Here is a 24,864-nt window from a genome sequence, read left to right as displayed (position 1 = left end):
ACTCCATCCCGGTAGAAGTCCGGTCGCGGGCCGGGTCCTCACCACTGCTCCATCACCCTTTCGATCACCGGACCGACCTCGGACAGTGCGTGGGGATGACTCAACTCGAGATGACGCGCATCGACCACCTTGTTGTAAACCTCACCGGTGACATAGACACGCCACTGCTTCGCGAGTTCATCGTGGTCCGAGTGGTCCTTCCCCGCGGTGAAGAAGATCAGATCTCCGTCGAAAACGTCGGGCCGGTAATCATCGGCGATGTGACTCGCGGTCTCGAAGCTCGCCATCACCCGATCGACCTGTTCCGCGGTGAACAGCCCGGTGCCGGTCACCTGATCGCGGATGACGGCCCATGCTTGTTCGTAGGTGTCGGCTTGCGCTTCGTCTCCGAGGCAGAACAACTCTCGCCAGCCGCCGAGCAGATCCGCCATCAGCTGCCCCGGCGCCGGTTCTTCCGCCAGCGCGGGCAAAGCAATCTGCTCCTGTGGGACGGCGAGCGCGCTGTCCAGCACGGCCAGCATTCCGACCGGTTCACCGGCGCACCGAAGCCGCGCCGCCATGGCATGCGCGATCTGCCCACCCAATGACCAACCGAGCAGGTGGTACGGCCCGTTCGGCTGAACACGGCGAATCTCGGCCACGTAGCGGTCGGCCAGTTCTTCCACCGACTCGGCCGGTGGTTCGCTCGCCACTACGTGGGGGTCCTGCAATCCGTAGACCGGCCGATCGCTGTCGAGATATTCGAGCAGGCCACCATAGAACCACGCCAGCCCGCCGGCGGGGTGCACAGCGAACAGCGCGGGTTTCGTTCCGTGCGCACGCAGTGGAAGCAACACGTCCAGGCCGGAGCCACCGCCCGTCGCCTCGTCGACCCTGCGCGCCAATACCTTCGGCGTCGCGTCGTCGAACATCCACGGCAACGCGATCGTCACACCACGCGCTCGCAGCTCGGTGACCACCATCGTGGCCAGCAGCGAATTGCCGCCCAGATCGAAGAACCCATCCGATACGCCGACCCGCTGTACTCCCAGCACTGTCGAATAGACGTCAGCGATCAGCTTCTCCGTGCGCGTGCGCGGTGCCACGAATTCGTCGCCGGATACGTCGAAATCGGGGGCGGGCAACGCCTTTCGATCGAGCTTGCCGTTGACCGTCAACGGCAGATCCGGCAGAACCATGACCACCGACGGCACCATGTAGCCGGTCAGGACCTGCGCAGCGACCTCCCGGACTTCGCCCGGTTCGATCGGCTGCCCGTCGACGCCCACGACGTAACCGATCAGCTGATCCACGCCGCGCTCGTGGCGATGGACTGCCACCGCGGCCCGTGTCACACCCGGATGCCGCAGCAGCGCCGCCTCCACCTCACCCGGTTCGATCCGATAACCGCGCAGCTGTACTTGCGCGTCGGCACGGCCGGCATACGTCAGCGCCAGACCGCTCGCAGACTTCCGCCACCGGCCGACATCTCCGGATCGATACAACCGGGCGCCACTCGGATCGAACGGGTTCGCCACGAATCGGCCCGCGGTCAGCGCCGGAGCCCCCAGGTATCCGCGCGCGAGTTGCTCACCGGCAACGTAGATCTCCCCGGCGACACCGATCGGTACAGGCTGCAACCGGGGGTCGAGTACGTACACCTTCAAGCCCGGCAGCGGTGATCCGATCCCGGCCCCACCCGCCCCGTCGATTTCGGTCGACGTCACATGCACAGTCGTCTCGGTGATTCCGTACATGTTGACCAATCGCGGCGATTCCGGGGAATGAGCCAGGAACCAGCCGGCCAACCGTGACGTATCCAGTTCCTCACCGCCGAATACGACGTACCGCAGGGCGAGATCACCTGCCCCGCAACCGGATTCGCGGTAGGCGCGCTCTGCATCGGCGAACCCGTAGAACGCCGACGGAGTCTGGCTCAGGACCGTCACGCGCTCCCGTGCCACGAGGTCGACCATCTCCTGTGGGGACCGGGACGTGTCGTAGTCGACAACGACCACCCCGCCACCGGACAGCAGCGCACCCCACATTTCCCACACCGCGAAATCGAAGGCATACGAATGGAACAGCGTCCACACATCATCGGGACCGATGTCGAATCGCTCGGCCGCATGGGTGAACAAGGTGACCGCGTCACGATGGCTGACCGCCACTCCCTTGGGACGGCCCGTGGACCCCGAGGTGTAGATGACGTAGGCGAGATTGTCCGGCCGCGGCTTCGGCAATGCCGCATCGCGACAGGTCGCGATCGTTCCCACACAACCCTCGGCGATTATCAGCGGTGCCGGGTATTCCGGAATCGCCGCCGCCATATCCGTCGAGGTCAACACCGCCGCGGGAGCGGCGTCGTCCAGTATGAACCGCAATCGTTCGGGCGGGTATGCCACATCCAACGGCAGGTAGCCGGCACCCGCCCGCACCACCGCGAGCAGGCCGACGACCAGTTCGACAGAGCGCGGCAGCGCCACAGCTACCAGCGATTCCGGCCCCACTCCCTGCTCGGCCAACCGTGCGGCCACTTCACCGGCACGCCGATCGAGCTCCGCATAGGTCAGCTGTGTGGCGCCGTCGGTGACGGCGACCGCGTCCGGCTGCGCCGCGACCCGCTCGACGAACAGCTCCGCCAGCGTCGTGTCCACCACCGGGACGCCCGGCTGCCCTGCCGCGCTGAGCAATTCGCGCCGCTGCACCGGACCGACGATGTCGATATCGCCGACCGGCACCGCCGGATTCGTGGTCGCCTCCTCCAGCGTCCGCACGAACGCCTGCGCGAACCGAGTCATCGTCTCCTCGACGAAAAGATCGGTGGCGAAGGTCAATCGACCCACCATGCCGGCGGGACGCCCCGCCTCGTCCACCTGCTCGACCAGCTTCACGGCCAGGTCCGCCTGTGCCTGATCGAAGCCGCCCTCCACCGGCTCGACGGTGAGCCCCGGCAGTTCCAGCGCGGCCCTGCTCAGGTTCTGCACGTCGAGCGTGACCTGGTAGAGCGGCAGATGCGCGGTCGACCGGGGCGGATTCAGCATCTCCACGACGTGCTCGAAGGGCACCTCGGCGTGCGCGAAGGCAGCAAGGTCCGTATCACGCGTCGCGGCCAGCAATTCGGCGAACGGTTGATTCGGCGACACCCTCGATCGCAATACGAGGGTGTTGACGAACATCCCGATCAGATCGTCGAGTTCGCGCTCCCCGCGGCCGGCGACCGGGGTGCCTATCGCGATATCGTCCACTCCCGCCAGCCTGGACAGCAGGACGGTCAACGCGGCGTGCAGCACCATGAAGGCCGTCGCGTTCGACGCGCGTGCGACGGCATCGATGCGGGTGTGCAAGGCGACGGGCAGCTCGAAATCGATTGCGCGGCCTCGCATCGACGCCACCGGCGGCCGGGGCAGATCCGTCGGCAACTCGAGCAGGTCGGGCAGCCCGTCGAGGGTGTGCTTCCAGAACCGCAACTGCTGGGACGCGACCGAGTCCGGATCGTTCTCATCGCCGAGCAGTTCACGTTGCCACAGCGCGTAGTCCGCGTACTGGACCGAAAGGGCCGACCATGTCGGCTCCGTCCCCCGCCGAGTCGCCTCGTACGCCACAGCGACATCCCGCGCCAGCGGCATCATCGATTGCCCATCGGCACAGATGTGGTGCACACAGACGACCAGTACATGGTCACGGTCGTCGACAGCGAACAGTTCGATCCGCACGGGCGGCGCCTGTCGCACATCGAATCCGCTCGATACGGCCGCGACCACACGTTCCATCAGATGCCGTTCATCGATCCGGACGGGCGTCAGGGCCGGTACGACCTCGTCGCTTGGGACGGCGACCTGGTGCGGCATGTCGCCGGCCACCGGGAACTTGGTCCGCAGCGACTCGTGCCGGTCGACGACCGATCCGCACGCGCGCCGCAGTGCGTCGAGATCGAGTTCTCCCCGCAACCGGACCACCAGTGGGATGTTGTACGCGCCGACCGAGGTGTCGAACTGGTTGAGGAACCACATCCGCTGCTGCGCCGGTGACAGCGGTACGAGCGCCGGCCGAGGTCGCGGAATCAGCGGCTTCCGATCGTGCCGGTCGTAAGTCGCGGTGCGAGCCGCGAGCTCGGCAACCGTCGCCGCTTCGAACAGATCCCGGACACCGATGCGCACCCCGAGGGCCGCGCTCAACCGCGCGGTCACACGCGTCGCCGACAGCGAATCTCCACCGAGGTCGAAGAAATTGTCCACTGCCCCGACTCGGTCGACGTTCAACACCTCCCCGAACACCTCCGCCACCCGACGCTCGGCGTCGGTCCGTGGAGCGACCCACTCCTTGATACCCGTGAACGCCGGCGTGGGAAGCGCCCGGCGGTCGAGTTTGCCGGTGGTGGTGAGGGGCAATTCGGCGAGCGTCACGAACACGTCGGGCACCATGTGCGCGGGCAGCCGCAATCGCGCGGCGGCCCGCACATCGTCCGGGTCCACCTTCTCGGCGGCGACGAGATAACCGACGAGCCGGCCGATGCCGCGTTCGTCCTTTCGCAGCGCGACACCCGCACGCTCGATCCCGGGACAGTCGGCCAGGACGGACTCGATCTCGCCGAGTTCGATGCGTTGCCCGCGAATCTTGACCTGGAAATCGCGGCGGCCGAGATATTCGAGCGTGTGCTGCGGTGTCCAGCGGGCCAGGTCGCCGGTGCGGTACATGCGTGAACCTGCCGCAGCGAACGGATCGGCCACGAACGCGGCGGCGGTCGCCGCGGACCGGTTCACGTAGCCGCGAGCCAGCTGTACGCCGGCCAGGTACAACTCCCCCACCACTCCGACCGGCACCGGCCGCAACCACTCGTCGAGCACGACGGCCTCGACACCGCGCATCGGGGCGCCGATCGTCACCACGTCACCGGGATACAACTCGCCGATCGCGGCCAGGATCGTGGTTTCGGTGGGTCCGTATCCGTTCAGCAACCGCCGTCCGGGCGCCCACACCGCCACGGTCTCGGCCGTGACCGCCTCGCCACCGGCGGCCAGCACCCGCAACGAGTCGAGTCCGGTGGGCGACATCGTCGCCAGCACACTCGGGGTCAGGAAGGCATGCGAAACTCGCTGCGCCGCCATGAGTTCCCGCAGCGCCTCGCCGGCGAACAGCTCCGGAGGCGGCACCACCAGCGTCGCGGCGTTGCTGTGTGCCAGCAGCACCTCGAGCACCATCGCGTCGAAGCCGGGAGCGGCGCCGAGCAGCACCCGCGACGCGCTGTCGGCACCGAAGCGATCACGTTGTACCGCTGCGAAATTCGCCAGTCCCTCATGGGTGACCGCGACCCCCTTCGGTGTTCCCGTCGAGCCCGAGGTGTAGATCACGTATGCCGCATCCCGGATATGGGGGGTGCGTGTGCGTTCTGCCGTGGTCACGGCGGACGCCGGGCACGAGGCGATGGTTTCGGCGGTGTCCGGGTGGTCGAGAACCAGCACGCGCACCGCGTCGGGGAGCAACTGCCGCGATGCCGAGTCCGTGATCGCCACTCGCACAGCGGAGTCCGCGATCATGTGCCCGACTCGCTCGGCCGGATTCCGAGTATCGACCGGCACGAAAGCCGCACCCGCTTTGGCCACCGCCCACAACGCGACGACGAACTCCACCGACCGCGGCATCACCAGCGCGACCTGATCTCCAGGGCCGACACCCCAGGCGATCAAGTGTCGCGCCATCCGGTTCGACCACGCGTCCAGCTCACGATAGGACACCGTGCGTTCCCCTGAAACCATCGCTGCGGCAGCGGGTTCGGTGGACGGGCCCACTGCGAGCAGCTCCGCCATCAGGCGCGGCGCTTCGGCGCTGCCCCCCGAAGCGGGTACCAGCTCGCGACGCTCGCGCGTGGACAACAGGTCGATCGCGCCGAGCGGCGTACGCGGATGGGTCGTGACCGCGCGCAGCACCGCCTCGACACGTGCGGCGAGACCGGCCGCCGTGACGTCGTCGATACGGGACCGCTGGTACCGGACTCGGACATGCAGTTCGTCGGTGTGATGCGCTTGGACCGTGATCGGGTAGTGCGTGGCGTCGCTGCCTTCCGCCGAGACCACCCGCATCCCGTCGATGTCGGCGTCCCCCATGCCGCTGCTGTCGACCGGATAGGACTCGAAGACGACCAGTGTGTCGAACAGTTGAGTGCCGCCCGCGGCCGCCATGATCTGCGACAGTTCGACGTAGTGGTGTTCGAGCAGACCGGTGTTCTCGGCCTGCAACCGATTCAGCGCGTCCTCGACGGTCAGGTTCCGGCCCACGTCGGCGACGACCGGAATCGTATTGATGAACAGGCCGATCATCGACTCGACGCCCGGCAGGTCGGCCGGCCGGCCGGAAACGGTGCTGCCGAATACGACGCGTTCGACGCCGAGCAGATTGCCCAGTACCAGCGCCCAGGCGAACTGCACGATCGTCGCCATCGTCACCGCTTCGGCCCGGGCGAATTCCATCAACTCCGCCGTGACGGCGTGATCGAGCACGATCGCCAGATCGATCGGGATGTCGGTGGTCGCCGCAGAGTGCGGATCGGCGACCAATGTGGGCTCACCGATGTCGGACAACGCATCTCGCCACGCCGCGATGCTGGTGGACCACTCGCGCCGGTTCAGCCAGTCGAGGTAGTCGCGGTACGACGCGACGTCGGGCAACAGTTCCGCCCGGGTGTCCACCGCGTACAGGCCGATCAGCTCACGCCACAACAGCGGCAAGGACCAACCGTCCACCAGGAGGTGGTGCGCCGTCAACACCAGCCGGAAGTCCTGCGGCCCGGCGACGACGAACAAGAATCGCAGCAGCGGTGGGTCGGCCGGATCGAATGTGGCCGTACGCTCGGCCGCGAGCAGGTCATCCAATTGCTCTGCCCCGGTGGTCGACTCGATTCTGCGCCAGCTGACGGTGGTGTGGGCGGGCACAACCTGCGCGGGCACGCCGTCGGCCGTGCGGGTGAAAGCGGCTCGCAGGTTGGGGTACCGCTCGAGCAGGGCGTTCGCAGAACGCTCGAGCCGGTTCTCGTCGACGACGCCGGCCAGGACGACCACCGATTGAGCTGTGTAGACGTCGAGCCGGCCGGTGGCGAGTTCGGCGTGGAACAGCAACCCCGCCTGCAGCGGCGCCAGCGACCATACGTCGGTCAGCGCACCGTACCGGTCGGCGAATGCGTCCAGCTCGGGCTGAGTGAGGTCGACGAGCGGGACGTCGGCGCGGGAGAGACCCCAGTCGGGGTTCGCGCGGGCCGCCTCGGCGATCGCGGTCACGGCGTCGACCCATTCGTCGACGAGTTCGGCGACGTCGTCGTGTTCGAGCAACCGCGAGGCGTAGCCGATGTGCGCCGACAGCTCGGGTCCGGCCGCGGTGTCCGCGATATGCACGTCGATCGTCAGCACGGCCGCGGCGGGCATATCCGGATCGAATGCGGCCCGCCGGTCGAACTGTTCATCGGTCGGCACCCATGCCAGGTCCGACAAGGATGTGAGATCGACGCCGGCGCGGCCGAGATTGTTGTAGCTGATCTGTGGCGCCGGCGAGGCTGCGAGCCGGTCGGCGGTGTCGGCGTTCGTATAGCGCAGCAGACCGTATCCGATGCCCTTGTCCGGGATCGCGCGCAACTGATCCTTCACGGACTTGACCGTCGCGCGCGGATCCGCGAGCGCGATTCCATTCAGGTCGAGCGCAACCGGGTACGCGTTGGTGAACCACCCCACGGTGCGTGAGACGTCGGCGCCCGCAGCGATTTGCTCTTCACGTCCGTGACCCTCCAACAGGACTTTCACGCCCTCATGGGTGACACCGCGCCGCTTGCGCCAGCGTGTCACCGCCACGGCCAGAGCGGCGAGCAAAGCATCGTCGATGCCGCCGCGAACGGCACCGGGCACCGCATCGAGCAACACCGAGGTGCGCTCTGCCGGAATGGACACTGCCAGATGCCGCACGGTCGACTGGGTATCGACTGCGGGATCCAATGCCGCACAGCCGAGCAGCGGATCGGCGGCCGCACTCATCCGATGCCACAGTTCGTATTCACCGGCGCGATCCTCAGCGGCGGCACTCAGCGCGTGCGCCCACCGGCGCATGGACGTGCCCGGCGCCGGCAGCTCCACCGGTTGCCCATGTGTGACCTGTTGCCAGGCGGCCACGAAGTCGGGAATCAGGATGCGCCACGACACCCCGTCGACCGCCAGGTGGTGAATCACGATGAGTGCCCGGGCCTCGGCATCGACACCCCGTTCGGGGACCAGGCACACGGCCTGCAGCATCCGGCCCGTGGCCGGATCCAGGCCGTCGGACGCGGCGGCCAGCGCCGCTTCCACCACGGCCGTGAAACCGTCGCTGCCCGGCGCCTCGCCGGCACGGAATGTGCGGGTCAGCACCGACCCCGCCGCGTCAGCGGCGGATTCCGGCAGCACCTCCAGCCGTCGGTCGCGCAACCGCGAGCGCAGCATGTCGTGCCGTTGAAGAACCGCCTGCACGGTCGCGGTCACGTCGTCGACTCGCACGTCACCGGGCAACCGCACCAACATCGATTGCGCGAACCGATCGGCTGCCCCGAGTCGGTCGACGAACCACGACACGATCGGCGTGAAGGGGATCTCTCCCACTCCGCCCTGGGGCAGCTCCGCGAGCGACGTCCGTTCGGAGGCCGCCGCAACCTGCGCCAGTCCGCGAACGGTCTTGCGTTCGAAGATGTCCCGGGCGGTCACGACGACACCTGCGGACTTCAGCCGCGATGCCAGCTGGATCGACATGATGGAGTCACCGCCGAGCGCGAAGAACGATGTTCCCGCGCCGACCGACGCGATGCCGAGAACGTCGGCGAAGACAGCCGCGATAGTACGTTCCAGGTCGGTCGCCAACGCCGGCACATCGTCTTCCCCGAGCTCGAAGACGGGCTCCGGCAGCGCTTTCCGGTCCACCTTGCCGGTCGAGGCGAGCGGCATGCGGTCGAGCACCGTGACGACCGCCGGCACCATGTGGGCAGGCAAGGCGGCAGCGACATGGTCGAGCACCGCAGTCGGTTCGAGGTCCGCCGCAGGGTCGGTCACGATATAGGCGGCGAGAATCGGTTGCCCACCGGGACCGGTTCGGTGCACGGTCACGGCGGAGACCACCTCGGGGTGCGCGAGCAGCGCGGCGTCGATTTCGCCGAGTTCGATGCGCTGGCCGCGAACCTTGACCTGGAAGTCGATGCGGCCGACGTATTCCAGCGCACCGCGCGCGGTCCACCGGACCATGTCGCCGGTGCGGTACATCCGCGAACCCGGTTCCCCGTAAGGATTCGCCACGAACGCAGCCGCCGTCGCCACGGACCGATTCAGGTAACCGCGCGCCAACTGAGCGCCCGAAAGGTACAGTTCTCCCTCCACTCCGACCGGCACGGGCCGCAACCGCGCGTCCAGGACCACAGCCTGCGCACCCCGGATGGGCCCGCCGATGGTGATCACGTCCCCGGGCTGCACCGGATCGCTCATCGTGATGACGATCGTTGTTTCCGTCGGCCCGTAGATGTTGTGCAAACGCCGGCCCGGTGCCCAGGCGGCGACCACATCCGTCGCCACCATCTCCCCGCCGACCGCCAGCATCCGCACGCAATCGAGGCCGGCGGGCGACATCGTCGCCAGCACACTCGGTGTCAGGAACGCATGCGATACCCGGTGCGTCCTGATCAGCTCGGCCAGCTCCGAACCGCCGAATACCTCCGGTGGCGATACGACCAACGCCGCACCGGCGGCGTGCGCCATCAACGCCTCGAGCAGGACCGCGTCGAAGGCGGGCGCGGCCACTTGCAGCACCCGCGAGGTGCTGTCCACCCGGTACCGATCACGCTGCTCGGCCGCGAAGCCCGCCAGTCCTTCGTGTGTGACGACAACGCCCTTCGGCTTTCCCGTCGAGCCGGAGGTGTAGACCACATATGCCGCGTCTCGAATCCGCAAGGGCCGCAGGCGATCCGCGTCCGTGACGGCGTGTCCCGGACGCGAGGCGATATCGGCAGCCGAACGCGGATCATCGAGCATCAGCCAGCGGACGTCGTCCGGCAACGACATGCGTGCTGCCTCGATCGTGATCCCGATCTCGACACCGGAATCGTCGACCATATGCCCGATGCGCTCGGCGGGGTACCGCAGATCCACCGGCACGAATGCGGCACCGGTCTTCGCGATCGCCCACATGGCGATGTGGTAGCCGACCGACCGGGGCACGGCGAGGGCGACGAATACACCCGGCCCGACGTCCTGGGCCAGCAGATGAGCGGCAAGCTGGTTCGACCGCCGGTCGAGCTCCTCGTAGGTGAGGCTCTCGCCGTCTCCGATCAGCGCGATCGCGAAGGGGTTCGCGACCGCGGCCGACGCGAGCAGCACGGGAAGCAGGCACGGCGTGGTCGTGCCGGCGCCACGTGCGGGAAGCAGGTGTTGTGTCTCCTCGGCACTCAGCAATCCGATGTCGCCCACCGGCCGGGTCGGATCGGCCGTGACCGCTTCGAGTACGCGAACGAACCGCTCTGCGAACGATGCTACGGTCGACTCGACGAAAAGATCTGTGGCGTAGACGATCTCGACATCGATACCGGCGGGCCGCTCATCCTCGACGCGTTCGGTCGCCAGCACGGTGAGGTCGGTTTTGGCCTGCGCCACACCGGGATCGAGGAGTTCGACATCGACACCGAACAACTCGAACCGGGCCGGGCGCGTGTTCTGCAGCCCGAACATCACCTGGAACAACGGTGTATACGCGGTCGACCGGGAGCGCTCCAGGGCATCGACCAGTCGTTCATAGGGCACGTCGGCGTGCGCGAGCGCCTCCACATCCGCGCGGCGCACCTCCGGCAGAAATTCGCTGAACGACCGGTCCTCACGTACCCGCGTGCGCAACACGACGGTGTTGACGAACATGCCGACCAGATCGTCCAGCGCCTGGTCGCCGCGCCCGGCAACCGGGGTGCCGACACAGATGTCTTCGCTGTGCGCGGTGCGAGCCAGCAGGATCGCCAGCGCCGCGTGGAGCACGACGAACACGGTGACGCCTTCACGGTGCGCCAGCCGCACCACAGCGTCGTGCAGCCGCGGCGGCACCGCGACGTCGATGCTGCCGCCGGCCGTCGACACGGTGGCCGGCCGGGGCCGATCGGTCGGAAGGTCGAGCATTTCCGGGGCGTCATCGAGAACATCGCTCCAGTAGGCGATCTGCCGCGCCGACAACGACGCCGGATCGTCCTCGGCGCCCAGCATGTCGCGCTGCCACAGCGCATAGTCGGCGTACTGCACTTTCAGCGGTTCCCATTGCGGCACAAGCCCGTTCACACGTGCTTCGTAGGCGGCGAAGATGTCGCCGGCCAGCGGCGCCATCGAGGAGCCGTCAGCGGCGATGTGATGAGCCACGAGCACGATCACGTGCTCTTCGGCGCCGATGCGGTACAGCCGTGCACGCACAGGCGCCGAGTGCGCGATGTCGAAACCCGCCCCGGAGGCCTGGTGGATCCGGTCGGTCAGCTCGAGCTCGCCGGCGACCGTTTCGGGAACAAGCGCCAGTTCCGCGGCCATGGCGGACACGTCGTGCACCACTTGGCACGGCTCGCCGTCGACGGCGGGATATGTCGTCCGCAGCGGCTCGTGTCGAGCCACCACGTCGAGCAGCGCCGCCTGCAGCGCAGCGACGTCCAGGGCACCGGTCAACCGCGCCGCGAAACAGATGTTGTACGCCGCCGATACGGTGTCGAACTGATTGAGGAACCACATCCGTCGCTGGGCCGCCGCCAGCGGCACGGTCGCCGGCCGTGTCCGTGGTGCGAGGGGAATCGTCGTGGAATCGGTGCGCCGGGCGAGGTGCTCGGCGAGTCGTGCGATCGTCGGCTCGTCGAAGATGTCACGGATGCCGGCCTCGACACCGAGGGCTGCCCGGGCCCGCGCCGCTATCCGCGCGGCCGAGAGCGAGTTGACTCCGATCTCGAACAAGTTCGCCGTCACGCTCACGCGATCGGCTCCCGTGACCTGCGCGACGATATTCGCGAGTACCGTTTCGGGGCCGGTTCGAGGTGGCACGAATTCCTCGCCATCGTCGAACATCGGCTGCGGCAACGCGGCTCGATCGAGCTTGCCGTTCGCGGTGAGCGGCATCGAGTCGAGCACTTCCACCGCGGTGGGAACCAAGTACGGCGGTAGCGAGCGAGTGAGCTGGTCGCGAATCGCGCGACCGTTGGTTGTCGCGCTCGGCGCCGGCGTCACGTATCCGACGATCCGATCCGAGGTGGCGACAACGACCGCACGAGCCACCTCCGGAAGTGCGGACAGCGCGGCTTCGATGTCACCGGGTTCGACCCGCTGTCCGCGGACCTTCACCTGGAAGTCGCTGCGGCCCAGGAATTCCAGCTCGCCGGCCTTCGTCCACCGGACCAGATCGCCGGTGCGGTACAGTCGCTCCCCCGGGTCACCGAACGGGTTCGCGACGAAGGCCGCGCACGTAAGAGCGGCACGAGCGTGATAACCCCGCGCCAGCTGTACACCCGAGACGTACAGATCGCCGACGACCCCGATGGGCACCTGCCGCAGCCGCGCATCGAGCACATGAACCCGCATACCGGCGACGGGTGTACCGATCGGCACCGTCGCGCGGGGCGTCACGCCGGGCAGGCACCGCCGGGAGGTGACGACCTCCGCCTCTGCGGGGCCGTACCAGTTCACCAGATCCGCGTTCACGAACACCTGCGCCGCAGCGTCGACTGTGCGTTGTGCCAGCGCCTCTCCCGCGACGAATACCCGCTGCACGGACGCCATCTGCGGGGAGCCCGCGGATTCGAGAAGCACGTCGAGCATCGACGGGACGAAGTGCACCGTGCCGACCTGATGGCGCGCGATGACATCGGCGATGTACGCCGGATCGCGGTGTCCGTCGGGCGCGGCGATCACGATCCGCGCGCCGGTCTGCAACGGCCAGAACAATTCCCAGACCGCGATATCGAACGTGATCGGAGTCTTGTGAAGCACCACGTCGGCCGTGCTGTGCGGCCACTGCTGCTGTGCCCACGCCAGCTGACTCACAGTCGCTGCGTGAGTGAGGGCGACTCCCTTCGGGACACCGGTGGAGCCGGAGGTGAACAAGACGTAGGCACAGTGTCCCGCCTCGAGCGGCACGCGCCGCTGGGTGTCGGTGATCGGGCTGGCGGGCATACCCGTCAGGTCCAGTCGATCGATCCGCACAGAGTCGAATTCATCCGGCAGTTCGGCGCCGTCGGACGTGGTGGTGAGCACCACCAGCGGCTGTGCCGCGTCCAGCACACGCGCGATACGCGCACTCGGATGATCCGGATCGATCGGAAGGAACGCGGCGCCCGACTTCACAACGGCGTACAGAGCCGTCACGAGCTCGGCGGAGCGGCGCACGGCCACTGCCACAACGGTTTCGGGCTCCGCGCCACGGGCGATGAGCCATCCGGCCAGACGATTGACGCGGGCGTCGAAATCCCGGTAGGTCAACACCTCACCGTCCGGAAGGACGACCGCCGGAGCGTCGGGCGTGCGCGCTACCTGCTCGTCGAAGGCATCGACAAGGGTCCGGCCCGTCACGACAGCGTCGCCGGTGTCGTTCCACCGTTCCAGTAGCTTCCGGTCGGCGGCACCGAGCAGGTCGATCCGATCGACGGTCGTGCCGGCATCGGACGCCGCGACGTCGAGAACGTGCACGAACTGCTCGGCGAAGCGTCGCACGGAGTCTTCGTCGAACAGATCTGTGGCGTATGTCATGCGCAATCGCATGCCGGCCGGCTCGTCGTGTGTGCCGTGTTCCTCGGTCATCATGAGCAGCAAGTCGTAGATCGCGGCGCTGTCGCCGGGGTCGACGCTCTCGGCAGTGAGACCGGGAAGCTCGACCCGTGCCCGCGCCATGTTCTGGTAGGCGAGCATCACCTGGAACAACGGGGTGTGCGCCGTCGATCGTGGCGGATTCAGCGCATCGACGAGCTGCTCGAATGGAACAGCGGCATGGTCGTATGCCTCGATGTCGGTGCGCCGCACATCGTGGAGCAGGCTCATGAATGTCTGATCGGGCGTGATCCGGGTGCGCATGACCAGCGTATTGACGAACATCCCGACCAGATCGTCCAGCGACCGGTCGCCGCGCCCGGCGTGGGGCACACCGATGGTGACGTCGTCGCTGCCGGACAGTTTCGACAACACGATGGCCAGCGCGGTGTGCACCACCATGAACGTCGTGGCCCCGGCTCGGCGCGCCAGCGACTCCACCCGCCCGTGCAGCTCAGCGGAGATCGCGACGTGGGTCACCGCTCCGCGTTGGGTCTGCTCGATCGGCCGTGGCCGATCGGTGGGCAGCTCCAGCACATCGGGGATGCCCGCCAGTCGAGTTCGCCAATAGGCGATGTCGCGGGCGACGTAGGAGTCCGGATCGTCCACCGAGCCGAGCACCTCGCGCTGCCACAGCGCGTAATCGGCGAATTGGAGGGGCAACGGCGCCCATTCCGGCGCGGTGCCGCTGGACCGCGCCCGGTAGGCGGTGACGATATCGGTGGCCAGGGGCGCCACCGAATAGCCGTCGCAACTGATGTGATGGACAGCCATCGCGATCGTCCACGTGGTGTCCGACAGCTGAAACAGCGCGACGCGCAACGGTACCCGCTGCGAAACATCGAATCCGATGCTCGAGAATTCGGCCAGCCGCTGCGCCAGCTCGCGCTCGCCGATCGGCTGAGGCGTGAGATCGCACGTGGCGAGCACGTCGGCCGCATCCAGCACAACTTGAGCCGCCGTACCGTCGACTGCCGGGTATACCGTGCGCAAGCTCTCGTGCCGCTCGATGACGTCGCCGACGGCCGCTGCCAGCGCATCGACATCGAGGGCGCCTTCGAGCCGAATAGCCAGCGGCACAACATATCCTGCCGATTCGGGATCGAATTGGTTGAGCAACCACATCCGATTCTGCGCCTGCGACAGCGGAAGGCGATCCGGCCGGGAGCGCCGGGTCGGCGCAGGAAGGCTCGGTACCGCACGCAAATGCCCGATACGCTCGGCGAGGTCGGCCACAGTCGATGCCGCGAAGATCACGTGGACCGGTATCGATATGTCGAGAATATGGCCGATGCGGCTCAATGCGCGCGTCGCGAGCAGCGAATTGCCGCCCAGGTCGAAGAAGCTGTCGTCGGCGCCGACCGCCGGCAGCTCGAGAAGCTCGCCGAAGACCCCGGCGATGGCCTGTTGGACAAGACCTTTCGGCTCCCGGTACTCGGACGGGTGGGTGCCCGCTTCCGGTTCGGGCAATGCCCTGAAATCGACCTTACCGTTCGCCGTGAGCGGGATCGAGGCGACCCGTACCACCGGTGTCGGCACCATGTAGGCGGGCAATCGCTGCAGCAGGAAACTTCGCACCTGCCTGACGTCGAGCGCGGGTTCGGCCACCACGTAGGCGACCAACCGCTGCTCGCCGCCGTCGGTGCGTACCTGCGCGACGGCCCCGTGCACCTGCTCGTGGGCGAGCAACGCCGCTTCGACGTCACCGAGTTCGATCCGCAGCCCGCGAATCTTGACCTGAGAGTCCGCGCGACCGACGTACCGGATATCTCCGCCCTCGTCCCAGCGGACCAGGTCGCCGGTGCGATACAGGCGGCCGCCGGCGGCACCGACGAACGGATCGGCAACGAACGTCGCCGCCGTCGGACCCGGCCGCCGGTGATAACCGCGCGCCAATTGGATTCCGCCCAGGTACAACTCGCCGGTCACCCCGGGGGGAACCGGACGCAGCCGCGAATCCAGCACGTGGACGACCACGTTGGCTTCGGGAGCTCCGATCGGCACCGCGACGGCATCGAAATCTTCGATCCGGTGGGCGGTCACGCTCACCGCGGCCTCGGTCGGCCCGTACAGGTTGTCGATGCGCGCGTCGCTGAGATCGCGGAACCGGCGGACGGTGTCGGCCGGGAGCGCCTCGCCGATGCACAGCACACGACGCAGGTCGGGGAACGCGCCGGGAGTGGCCACGTCGACGAAGGCCGAGAGCAACGACGGGACGAAGTCCACGGTCGTCACCCGGTACTCCGCCATCAGCCTGGCCACGGCAGTGGGGTCGGCGTGTGCGTCAGGACCCGCGACAACCAGTGACGCGCCGCACGTCAACGCCGAGAAGAGCTCCCAGATCGACAGATCGAAGGTGAACGGCGTCCGTAGCAGCATGACGTCGTCGCCGCCCAGCCGGTAGTGATCGCGCATCCACCGGAGTTGGTTCACGACCGCGGCGTGCGGAACGGCGACCCCCTTCGGTACGCCCGTCGACCCGGATGTGTAGATGACATAGGCCAGATCGTCCGCACGCAACGGCCGGGTCCGGTCGGCGTCGGTCACCGGCGCCCCGTCGATGCGGGCGGTCTCGAACTCTTCGAGCGTCCACACCGCAACGTCGTCGGGCAGAGTCACCGTGTCGGCGCGACGGGTGAGGACCGCGCTCGGCCGTGCGGCGGTGAGCACGGCCCGCAGGCGGTCGATCGGATGATCCGGATCCAGGGGCAAGTAGGCCGCGCCCGCCGCGTGGATCGCATACAGGGCGGTCAGCATCTCGACGGAGCGCCGCATCGCGACTGCCACAACGGTTTCCGGACCGACCCCCCGTGCGATCAGCGCGCGGGCGAGCGAATTCACTCGCGCAGCGAACTCACCATAGGTGAGTCGATCCCCGGTCTCGGTGGCCAGAACCGCCGTGCGCTCCGGCCTCTCCGCCGCCTGCGTCGCGAACATCTGCGCAATCGTCGAGCTCGTACGGCGGATGGTCTCCCCCGTCGAGCGTCCGGTGAGTACGCGCGCCTCGTGTGCCGACAGCAGATCGATGTCGCCGACGGCCCGGGCAGGATCGGCGACGACCGCGCGCAGGAGCGACAGGTAGCGCTCGAACATCGTGACGATCGTCGTCTCGTCGAACAGGTCAGTGGCGTACCCGAATTCGACTGTCATCTCGCCCGGTTCACCAGCGGGTCCGAGAGTGTCGACGAGGTTCAGATGCAGGTCGTATTTGGCCACGCTCGGGTCGGGCATATGAGCCGAAACCGTCAGGCCGTCGAACGTCACCGTGGGGATATCGATGTTCTGGAACGAGAATCCGACCTGGGTCAACGGCGCGTGGGCCGTCGTGCGCTGCGGGTTCAGCACCTCCACGAGGCGTTCGAACGGGATATCGGCATTCTCGAAGGCGGCCAGATCTGTGGCCCGGACCTGTTCCAGAATCCGGGTGAAGGACGCATCGGGCTCGATGCGCGTCCGCAATACCAGTGTGTTGACGAACATTCCGATCAGACCGTCGAGTCCCGGCTCTCCGCGACCTGCGATGGGCGTGCCCACTGCGATGTCATCGGTTCCCGACAGTCGCGCCAGCAGCGCCGCGAACGCGGCGTGCGTCACCATGAACACGGTGGTGTCGTGGCGGCGGGCCAGCCCGGCCAGGTCACGATGCAGGTCGGCCGGCACTGTCGTCGACACCGTCGCCCCGCGGAACGATTGCTGTGCCGGTCGCGGACGGTCGGTGGGCAGGTCCAGCACTTCGGGCAGATCGGCGAGAGTTGCCTGCCAGTACGCGATCTGGGCCACGGTCGCACTGTGTGGGTTGTCTTCGGTACCCAGCAGCTGACGTTGCCACAGGGCGTAATCCGCGTACTGCACGGGCAACGGCGCCCATTGCGGAGCCTGCTGCCGAGTGCGGGCTCGGTAGGCGGTCGTCAAGTCGGCGGCGAGGGGGGCGAGCGATGAACCGTCGATACTGATGTGATGAACCACGAGAACCAAGGTGTGCTCGTCGGTTGCAGTGCGCAGCAGCGTGATTCGGCAGGGCACGGCGGAGGTGACGTCGAATCCGGCCGCAACTTCGGCGGCGATCCGTGCCTCGACTTCATCCGCCGCGACGGACACCGGCGCCGGCGTCGGCAGAACGGCAGCCACCGGGACGATCACCTGGTGTGGGCCGCTTTCGCTGTCCGGGTAGACGGTACGAAGGGACTCGTGCCGGTCGAGCACATCCGCGATCGCGGCGTGCATGGCGCTCACGTCCAGGGTTCCCGACATGCGCACGACCAGCGGAACGTTGTATACCGCAGAGCCGGTGTCGAATCGGTTGAGGAACCACATGCGGGTCTGGGCGGGTGACAGCGGGATTCGGTCCGGGCGCTGCTGTGGCTCGAGCGGTGCTCGTCCGCCCGCGTCGGCGGTGCGCAAGCGCTCCGCCAACGCCATGACGGTGTCCGCCTCGAACAGGGTGCGCAGTGGTACGTCGACGCCGAACGCGCTGCTCAAGCGGGCCGCGGCACGCGTAGCCGACAGCGAATTGCCGCCGAGATCGAAGAAACTGTCCAAGACACCGACTTGCTCGATGCCCAGAACGTCCGCGAAGACATCCGCGACGATCTGCTCGGCCGCGTTGCGAGGTGCGACGAACTCGGTGGTCGTTGCGGCGAAGACCGGTTCCGGCAGTGCCGCTCGATCGACTTTGCCCACCGACGACAGCGGCAGCGTGTCGAGCACCATCACCGTCTCGGGCACCATGCGCGAGGGCAAGCGCTGCGCGACATGGTTCAACAGTTCCGCTGTGTCGATATCGGCTCCGGCGGGGACCACGTAGCCGGCTAGTCGAGTGCCGCCGTCGGTCGCAACTCCTACGGCGACTGCTGCCGCGACGTGGGGATGTCCGGACAGAACGGATTCGATCTCACCGAGTTCGATCCGCTGACCGCGGATCTTGACCTGGAAATCGGTGCGCCCGACATATTCCAGCGTGTGCTCCGGTGTCCAGCGGGCGAGATCGCCGACGCGGTACATGCGTGTGCCCGGCGCACCGAACGGATTCGCGACGAACGACGCGGCCGTCCGGGCGGGCCGATTGAGATATCCGCGAGCCAGCTGGATGCCGGCGACGTACAACTCTCCGGTCACCCCGACCGGCACCGGCCGCAATGACGCGTCCAGCACCACAGCCTCTACTCCACGGATCGGACCACCGATCGTCACGAGGTCGCCGACACACAACGGATCACTGATCGCGACCATGATCGTGGTCTCGGTCGGTCCGTACCCGTTGAACAGCTGTCGTCCCGGCGCCCACACCGCCACGGTTTCCGGGGACACGGCCTCTCCGCCGGCCACCAGCACCTGCAGCGAATCCAGTCCGGCGGGCGACATCGTCGCCAGCACGCTCGGTGTCAGGAACGCGTGGGAAACCTGGTGTGTCCGAATCAGTTCCGCCAGCTCACGGCCGGCGAACACGTCCGGGGGCGATATCACCAGCAGGGCGCCGTTGGTGTGCGCCATCAACAGCTCCAGCATCACCGCGTCGAAACCGGGCGCGGCGACCTGCAGCACGCGCGACCTCGAATCGGCCCGGTAGCGCTCACGCTGTTCGGCCGCGAAATTCGCCAGACCCGCGTGGGTGACCGCCACGCCCTTCGGTGTGCCTGTCGATCCCGAGGTGTAGATCACGTATGCCGTATCCGCGGCTCGGCAGGGGCGCATCCGGTCTACGTCCGTGACGGTCGCGGCCGATCGTGTCGCGATCGACGCCTGAGTGTCCGGATCGTCGAGAACCAGCGCTCGAACCGCGGTCGGGAGCAGGTTGCGCGAATTGTCGACGGTGATCGCGATCCGCACGCCGGAGTCCGCGATCACGTGTGCGACACGTTCTGCCGGGTTGCGAGGATCGACCGGAACGAACGCGGCACCCGCCTTGGTCGTCGCCCACAGTCCGACCACGAATTCCACCGACCGAGCCATCATCAACGCGACGTGCTCGCCCGGGCCCACGCCCTCCTGGATCAACACTCGCGCAAGACGATTCGACCACTCGTCCAATCGGCCGTAGGACACCGAGTGCGCACCGGACACGATCGCAGGCGCATCGGGATCGCCGCCCAGCAAGTTCGCCAGCACCGACGGTTCGACGCCGGCGCCACCCGACGCGGGCACCAGCTGCGTTCGCTCGAGCCCCGACAACAACTCCACATCACCGACCTGCGCCTCCGGGTTCGATACGAAGGCATCGAGAATACGGTTCAGCCGCGCGGCGAGCTCGTCGATCGTGCCACGGTCGAACAGGTCTGTCGCGTAATTGATTCGCAGTGCGACGTCGCCGCCCGCAGCCGAGTTCTCGGCCACCGTGACGATGAGGTCCACCTTTGCCGGCTCGGGCCCCGGATCCAGGATCTCGACGGTGAGTTCAGGAAGCTCCAGTCTCGGCCGGTCCATGTTCTCGAAGGCCAGATAGACCTGACACAACGGGGCATACGCCGTCGAATGTGCCGGATCGAGTTTCTCCACGATGCGTTCGAACGGCAGATCGCGGTAGGCGAAGGCGTCGACGTCGACATCTTTGACCCGCGCCAGGAATGCGGTGAGTGATTCGTCGTCGCGCACCTCGGTACGCAGCGGCACCGTATTGACGAACATTCCGATGAGCGGCTCGAGCGCGCGTTCACCTCGGCCCGCGACCGGTGTCCCGATGGTGATGTCCGAAGAACCGGACAGTCGGGCGAGCAGCACGGCCAGTGCGGCATGAACGACCATGAAGGTCGTGACATTCGCGGTGCGCGCCAACCGCTCGATCTCGACGAAGGTCTGAGCCGGGATCACCGTGCGCGTGACGTCGCCACGCAGGGATCGGCGGCTGGGGCGCGGGCGATCGGCGGGGAGTTCCAGCACCGGCGGCATGCCCGCCAGTCGCTGTGTCCAGTAACCCAATTGCTGCGCGGCCACCGAGTTCGGATCGTTCTCGTCGCCGAGCAGTTCCCGGTGCCAGATGCTGTAATCGGCGTACTGTACCGTCAACGGCTGCCAGTCCGGAGTCTTCTCCTCCGACCTCGCGCTGTACGCGGTTGCCACATCGGCGGCGAGCGGTCGGAGAGATGAGCCGTCGCAGCAAATATGGTGCAGCACAAGAACAAGGACGTGGCACCGCCGGTCGCCGGTCGCAAGGAGCGCGCCCCTGATCGGCGGACCGAGGCGCACGTCGGTCCCGGCCGAGGCCAGCTCTCGAATCCGGTTCGCGATCTCGTCGGGGTCGATGGGCTTCGGCGTCAGATCGAGTTCCGCGACGACTTCCTCGGCCGGCAGAACGACCTGTGTCCCGGTACCGTCCACGGCCGGGTAGAAAGTGCGCAGTGACTCGTGCCGGTCGATCACGTCGGTCAGACAGGCACGCAGTGCCGCGGTGTCGAGACGTCCGGTCAGCTGCATCACCAACGGAATGTTGTATGCGGCAGAAGCCGGATCGGCTTGGTTGACCAGCCACATTCTGTTCTGCGCGGGTGCCAGCGGAACCGGCCCGGACCGCCGCGCCGGGCTCAGCACCGGCCGGCGAGCGTGGTGGCCGGCCTCGATATGCGCGGCGAGTTCGGCGACCGTCGGTTTACCGAACAGGTCGCGGACCGACACATCGCGTCGGGTTACCTCGGCGATGCGCACGGCCGCGCTGGTCGCGGTGAGCGAATTGCCGCCGAATTCGAAGAAACTGTCCGACACGCCAACCCGCTCCAGGTCGAGAACCTCGGCGAAGACGTCTGCGATCGACTCTTCGACAGCGGTGCGCGGCGCGACGTACGCTGCGGCCGAATCGAATACCGGATCCGGCAGCGCACGGTGGTCCACCTTGCCGTTGACCGTGAGCGGCAAAGCCGCCAATACGACGATGCCCGCGGGGACCATGTATTCCGGCAGCCGCGCACCGACGTGTGCGCGAAGGGATTCGGCCTCGCAGATGGCGTCGTCGGCCGGCACGACATAGGCGACCAGCCGAGCCGCCTCCGTGCCCGGACGGTGTACGACGACGACGGCCGCCGACACCGCGCTGTGACTCAACAGTGAGTTACGAATTTCGTCCAGCTCGATCCGGAAGCCGCGCAGTTGCACCTGCTGGTCGGCTCGGCCACGATATTCCAACTCGCCGTTGTGGTTTCGTCGTGCCACGTCACCGCTGCGGTACAGGCGCTCGCCCGGCTTCCCGAACGGATTCGCGACGAAGCGTCCGGCGGTCAACGCAGGGCGGTTCAGGTAACCGCGCGCGAGTTGAGCGCCTGCGACGTAGATCTCGCCCCACGCGCCGAGCGGAACCGGGCGGAGACGCTCGTCGAGGACGAATGTTCGCAGACCCGGCAACGCCGGCCCGATCGCACTCGGCGCGCCCGGCGCGGCGAGGTCGCGTGTGAGGCCGAGGTAGGTGACGAAGACCGTGGTTTCGGTGATCCCGTAACTGTTGGCCAGCACAGGCGAATTCGGGTTGCGCTCGTACCAGTCGGCCAACCCCGCCGGATCCAGCGCCTCGCCCGAAAGGATGACCAATCGAAGCGATAGCGCACCGTCCGGCTCCCCGGCGGTGGCGTAGCGCTGCCGGGCGGCTGCGAACTGGAGGAACGCCGAAGGCGTCTGGTTGAAAACGGTCACCTTCTCACGGACCGCGAGCCGCACGACATCGTCGGGCGAACGCGTGGTGAGGCTGTCGACGATGACGACTCGGCCTCCGCTGACCAGAGCGCCGAATATTTCCCACACCGAGTAGTCGAACGCGAACGAGTGGAAGAACGTCCAGACGTCTTCGGCGCCCACTCCGATCTCGGCACACGTATTGACCAGGTAGGTGGAGACGGCGCGATGGGATATCGAGACTCCCTTCGGCCGTCCGGTCGATCCGGACGTGTAGATGACGTAGGCGACGTGGTCGGAACGCAGTGCACCGGTGCGCTCGACATCGGTGATCGGAGCCGAGCGGTCGCCGGGTTCTACACAGGTATCGTCGTCGAAGAGAACCACGCGTCCGGGGTCACCCGGAATATGCTCGCGCATATCCTGATTCGTCACGATGACGATCGGGTCGGCGTCGTTCAACACATATTCGAGCCGCTCGGTCGGGTGAGCTACGTCCAACGGCAGGTATCCGGCGCCCGACTTCAGTACGGCCAGGACGACGACGATCAGATCGACATTCCGCGGCATGGCGATGGCCACGAGAGTCTCCGGCCCTGCGCCGAGGGCGATGAGCCTGCGCGCGAACCGTGTGGACGACTCGTCCAGTTCGCGGTAGGTGAGGGCTGTCGCGCCGGAACTGACAGCCACCGCGGACGGACTGGCGGCAGCCTGCCGGGCCAGGAGGTCCACCAGAGTCTCGCCGGGCGATTCTCCGTGGCGGCCGGCGAGTTCCCCTACGATTCGCAGTTTTTCGCCGGGGTCGACCAGCGGGACGTCGACAATGGCGGTGCCCGCCGGCGACTCGATCATCCGGTGCAGGAATGCGATGAATCGGTGCGCGTGCAGTTCGAGTTCATCCTGGTCGTACAGGTTCGCATTGCCGTGCAATTCGATCAGCAGCGGCGCCTCGGCGCCGGGCCGATACAGGTTCAGCTGCAGGTCGTCGAGCACCCCGGACGTCAAGGCGCGGTAGCGGCCCTCCGCTGATCCGAGGCGAATCTCGGAGTCGAAGAAGAGAACATTGACGATCGGCCCGAACGAACTCGCCGCCGCGTCCAGCGCATTCGAGTCCCGGCGCAGGTCCTCGAATCGGTAGAGCTGATGCCGCATCGCCGAGACGAGTTCGGACACCGAGGCGCCGACCAACTCCTCGACGGTAGTTGTCGCGTTCACACCGAATCGGATCGGCACCATGTTCGCCAACATGGCGGCGGCATTGCGCAGTTTCATCGTCACGCGCCCACTCACCGGCATCGACAGCACCACGTCGTCGGTGCGTGTCATCCGTGCGAGGAACGCCGCGAATGCGGCGATCACCACTTGGGCGGCGGAGGCTTTCAGGTCGTCGGCGAAACGGTCGAGCCGGTCGGACAACTGCGAGGGGAGCTGCCGGCCGACTACGCGGTCGTCCTTGCTCCAGCGTGCGGTGCGGCCCGACAGGCTTGCCGGCGTCGGAAGATCCGCGACCTTGTCGAGCCAATACGACTTGTCCGTCTCGAACCGAGAGCCGGCGCGATAGGCCTGTTCCGTCTCGATGATGTCCCGCAACTTGGCTGCCACCAACTTCTTGGGCGGCCTGTTCTCGAGTGTCGCGTTGTAATGTTCGGCTACTCGGGTGATGAGATTGAACGCACCGTAACCGTCGATCACCAGATGATGAGCACGCGCGTACCACAGATGCCGGTCCTCGGAGATCCGGATGAGCCGTGTCACCGCGAGCCGATCACGGCTCAGGTCGGCGACCTTGGTGTTGTAGTCGCGGCGCATCCACTCCATCGCCGCTTCGAACGGATCGTCCTCGGCACTGAATTCCAGTACGGGCTCGTCGTAGACAATGCTGCGGTCGACGAATTGGTATGGGCGACCGTCGTATTCGACCACGCGCACCACCGGAGACTCGATCTCGAGCGCGGCGCGGTTGACCGCCAGAGCGAACACGTCGGCATCTATCGGGCCTTCGAGATCGACGTACTGCGCGATGTTGACGGCCGGTCCGCCCGGCATGCTGTCCGCGAACCACATACCGTGCTGCGCCCTCGAGAGCGGAATCAGATCCAGTTCGTCGTCGGCGGTTCCGGTTGACTTCAGATTCATCGTGTAATCCCTCGCTCAGACTCGCGGGCATTGCGGCACAACGGAACCACGCCGTACCACCTATCCGAAATGTGTATTCATGCCTATTTCGAGATCGAACCCGAACTACGGCTGCATTCGAATACGCCGATCGACCGCAGTGCACGGCTCAGCTCGATGCACCCGCCTCCGAAACGGGCGAATTCTCTGCAGACAGCAGTAGTACGCATGCTGGATCGAGACGCTCGGCCGCGGAATCCGACTCACACGGCCCTTCTGCCCCTTCGGGATCCCCACCCACCAGCGGCATCGACAGCTATTCGAAGCCGCAGGGATCTTGGATCGGAACATTTTTCGCTGTCTTGGTGACCGCCGTTTG

At 67.0% G+C, this 24,864-nt stretch carries 1 protein-coding gene; it reads right to left on the bottom strand.

From position 1 onward, the window contains the following. Positions 1 to 38: 38 nt before the first annotated feature. Positions 39 to 24,506 (bottom strand): non-ribosomal peptide synthase/polyketide synthase, encoded by a 24,468-nt coding sequence (locus ACPCUW_RS31090; RefSeq protein ID WP_423428774.1) that lies wholly within the window; start codon positions 24,504 to 24,506, stop codon positions 39 to 41. Positions 24,507 to 24,864 lie beyond the last annotated feature (358 nt).

The sequence above is a fragment of the Nocardia sp. AB354 genome (genome assembly GCF_049538315.1).
In the GTDB taxonomy this organism is placed as follows: Bacteria; Actinomycetota; Actinomycetes; order Mycobacteriales; family Mycobacteriaceae; genus Nocardia; species Nocardia nova.
The sequence above is the reverse complement of the archived record's forward strand: the minus strand, read 5'-3'. Positions and strand labels throughout refer to the sequence as shown.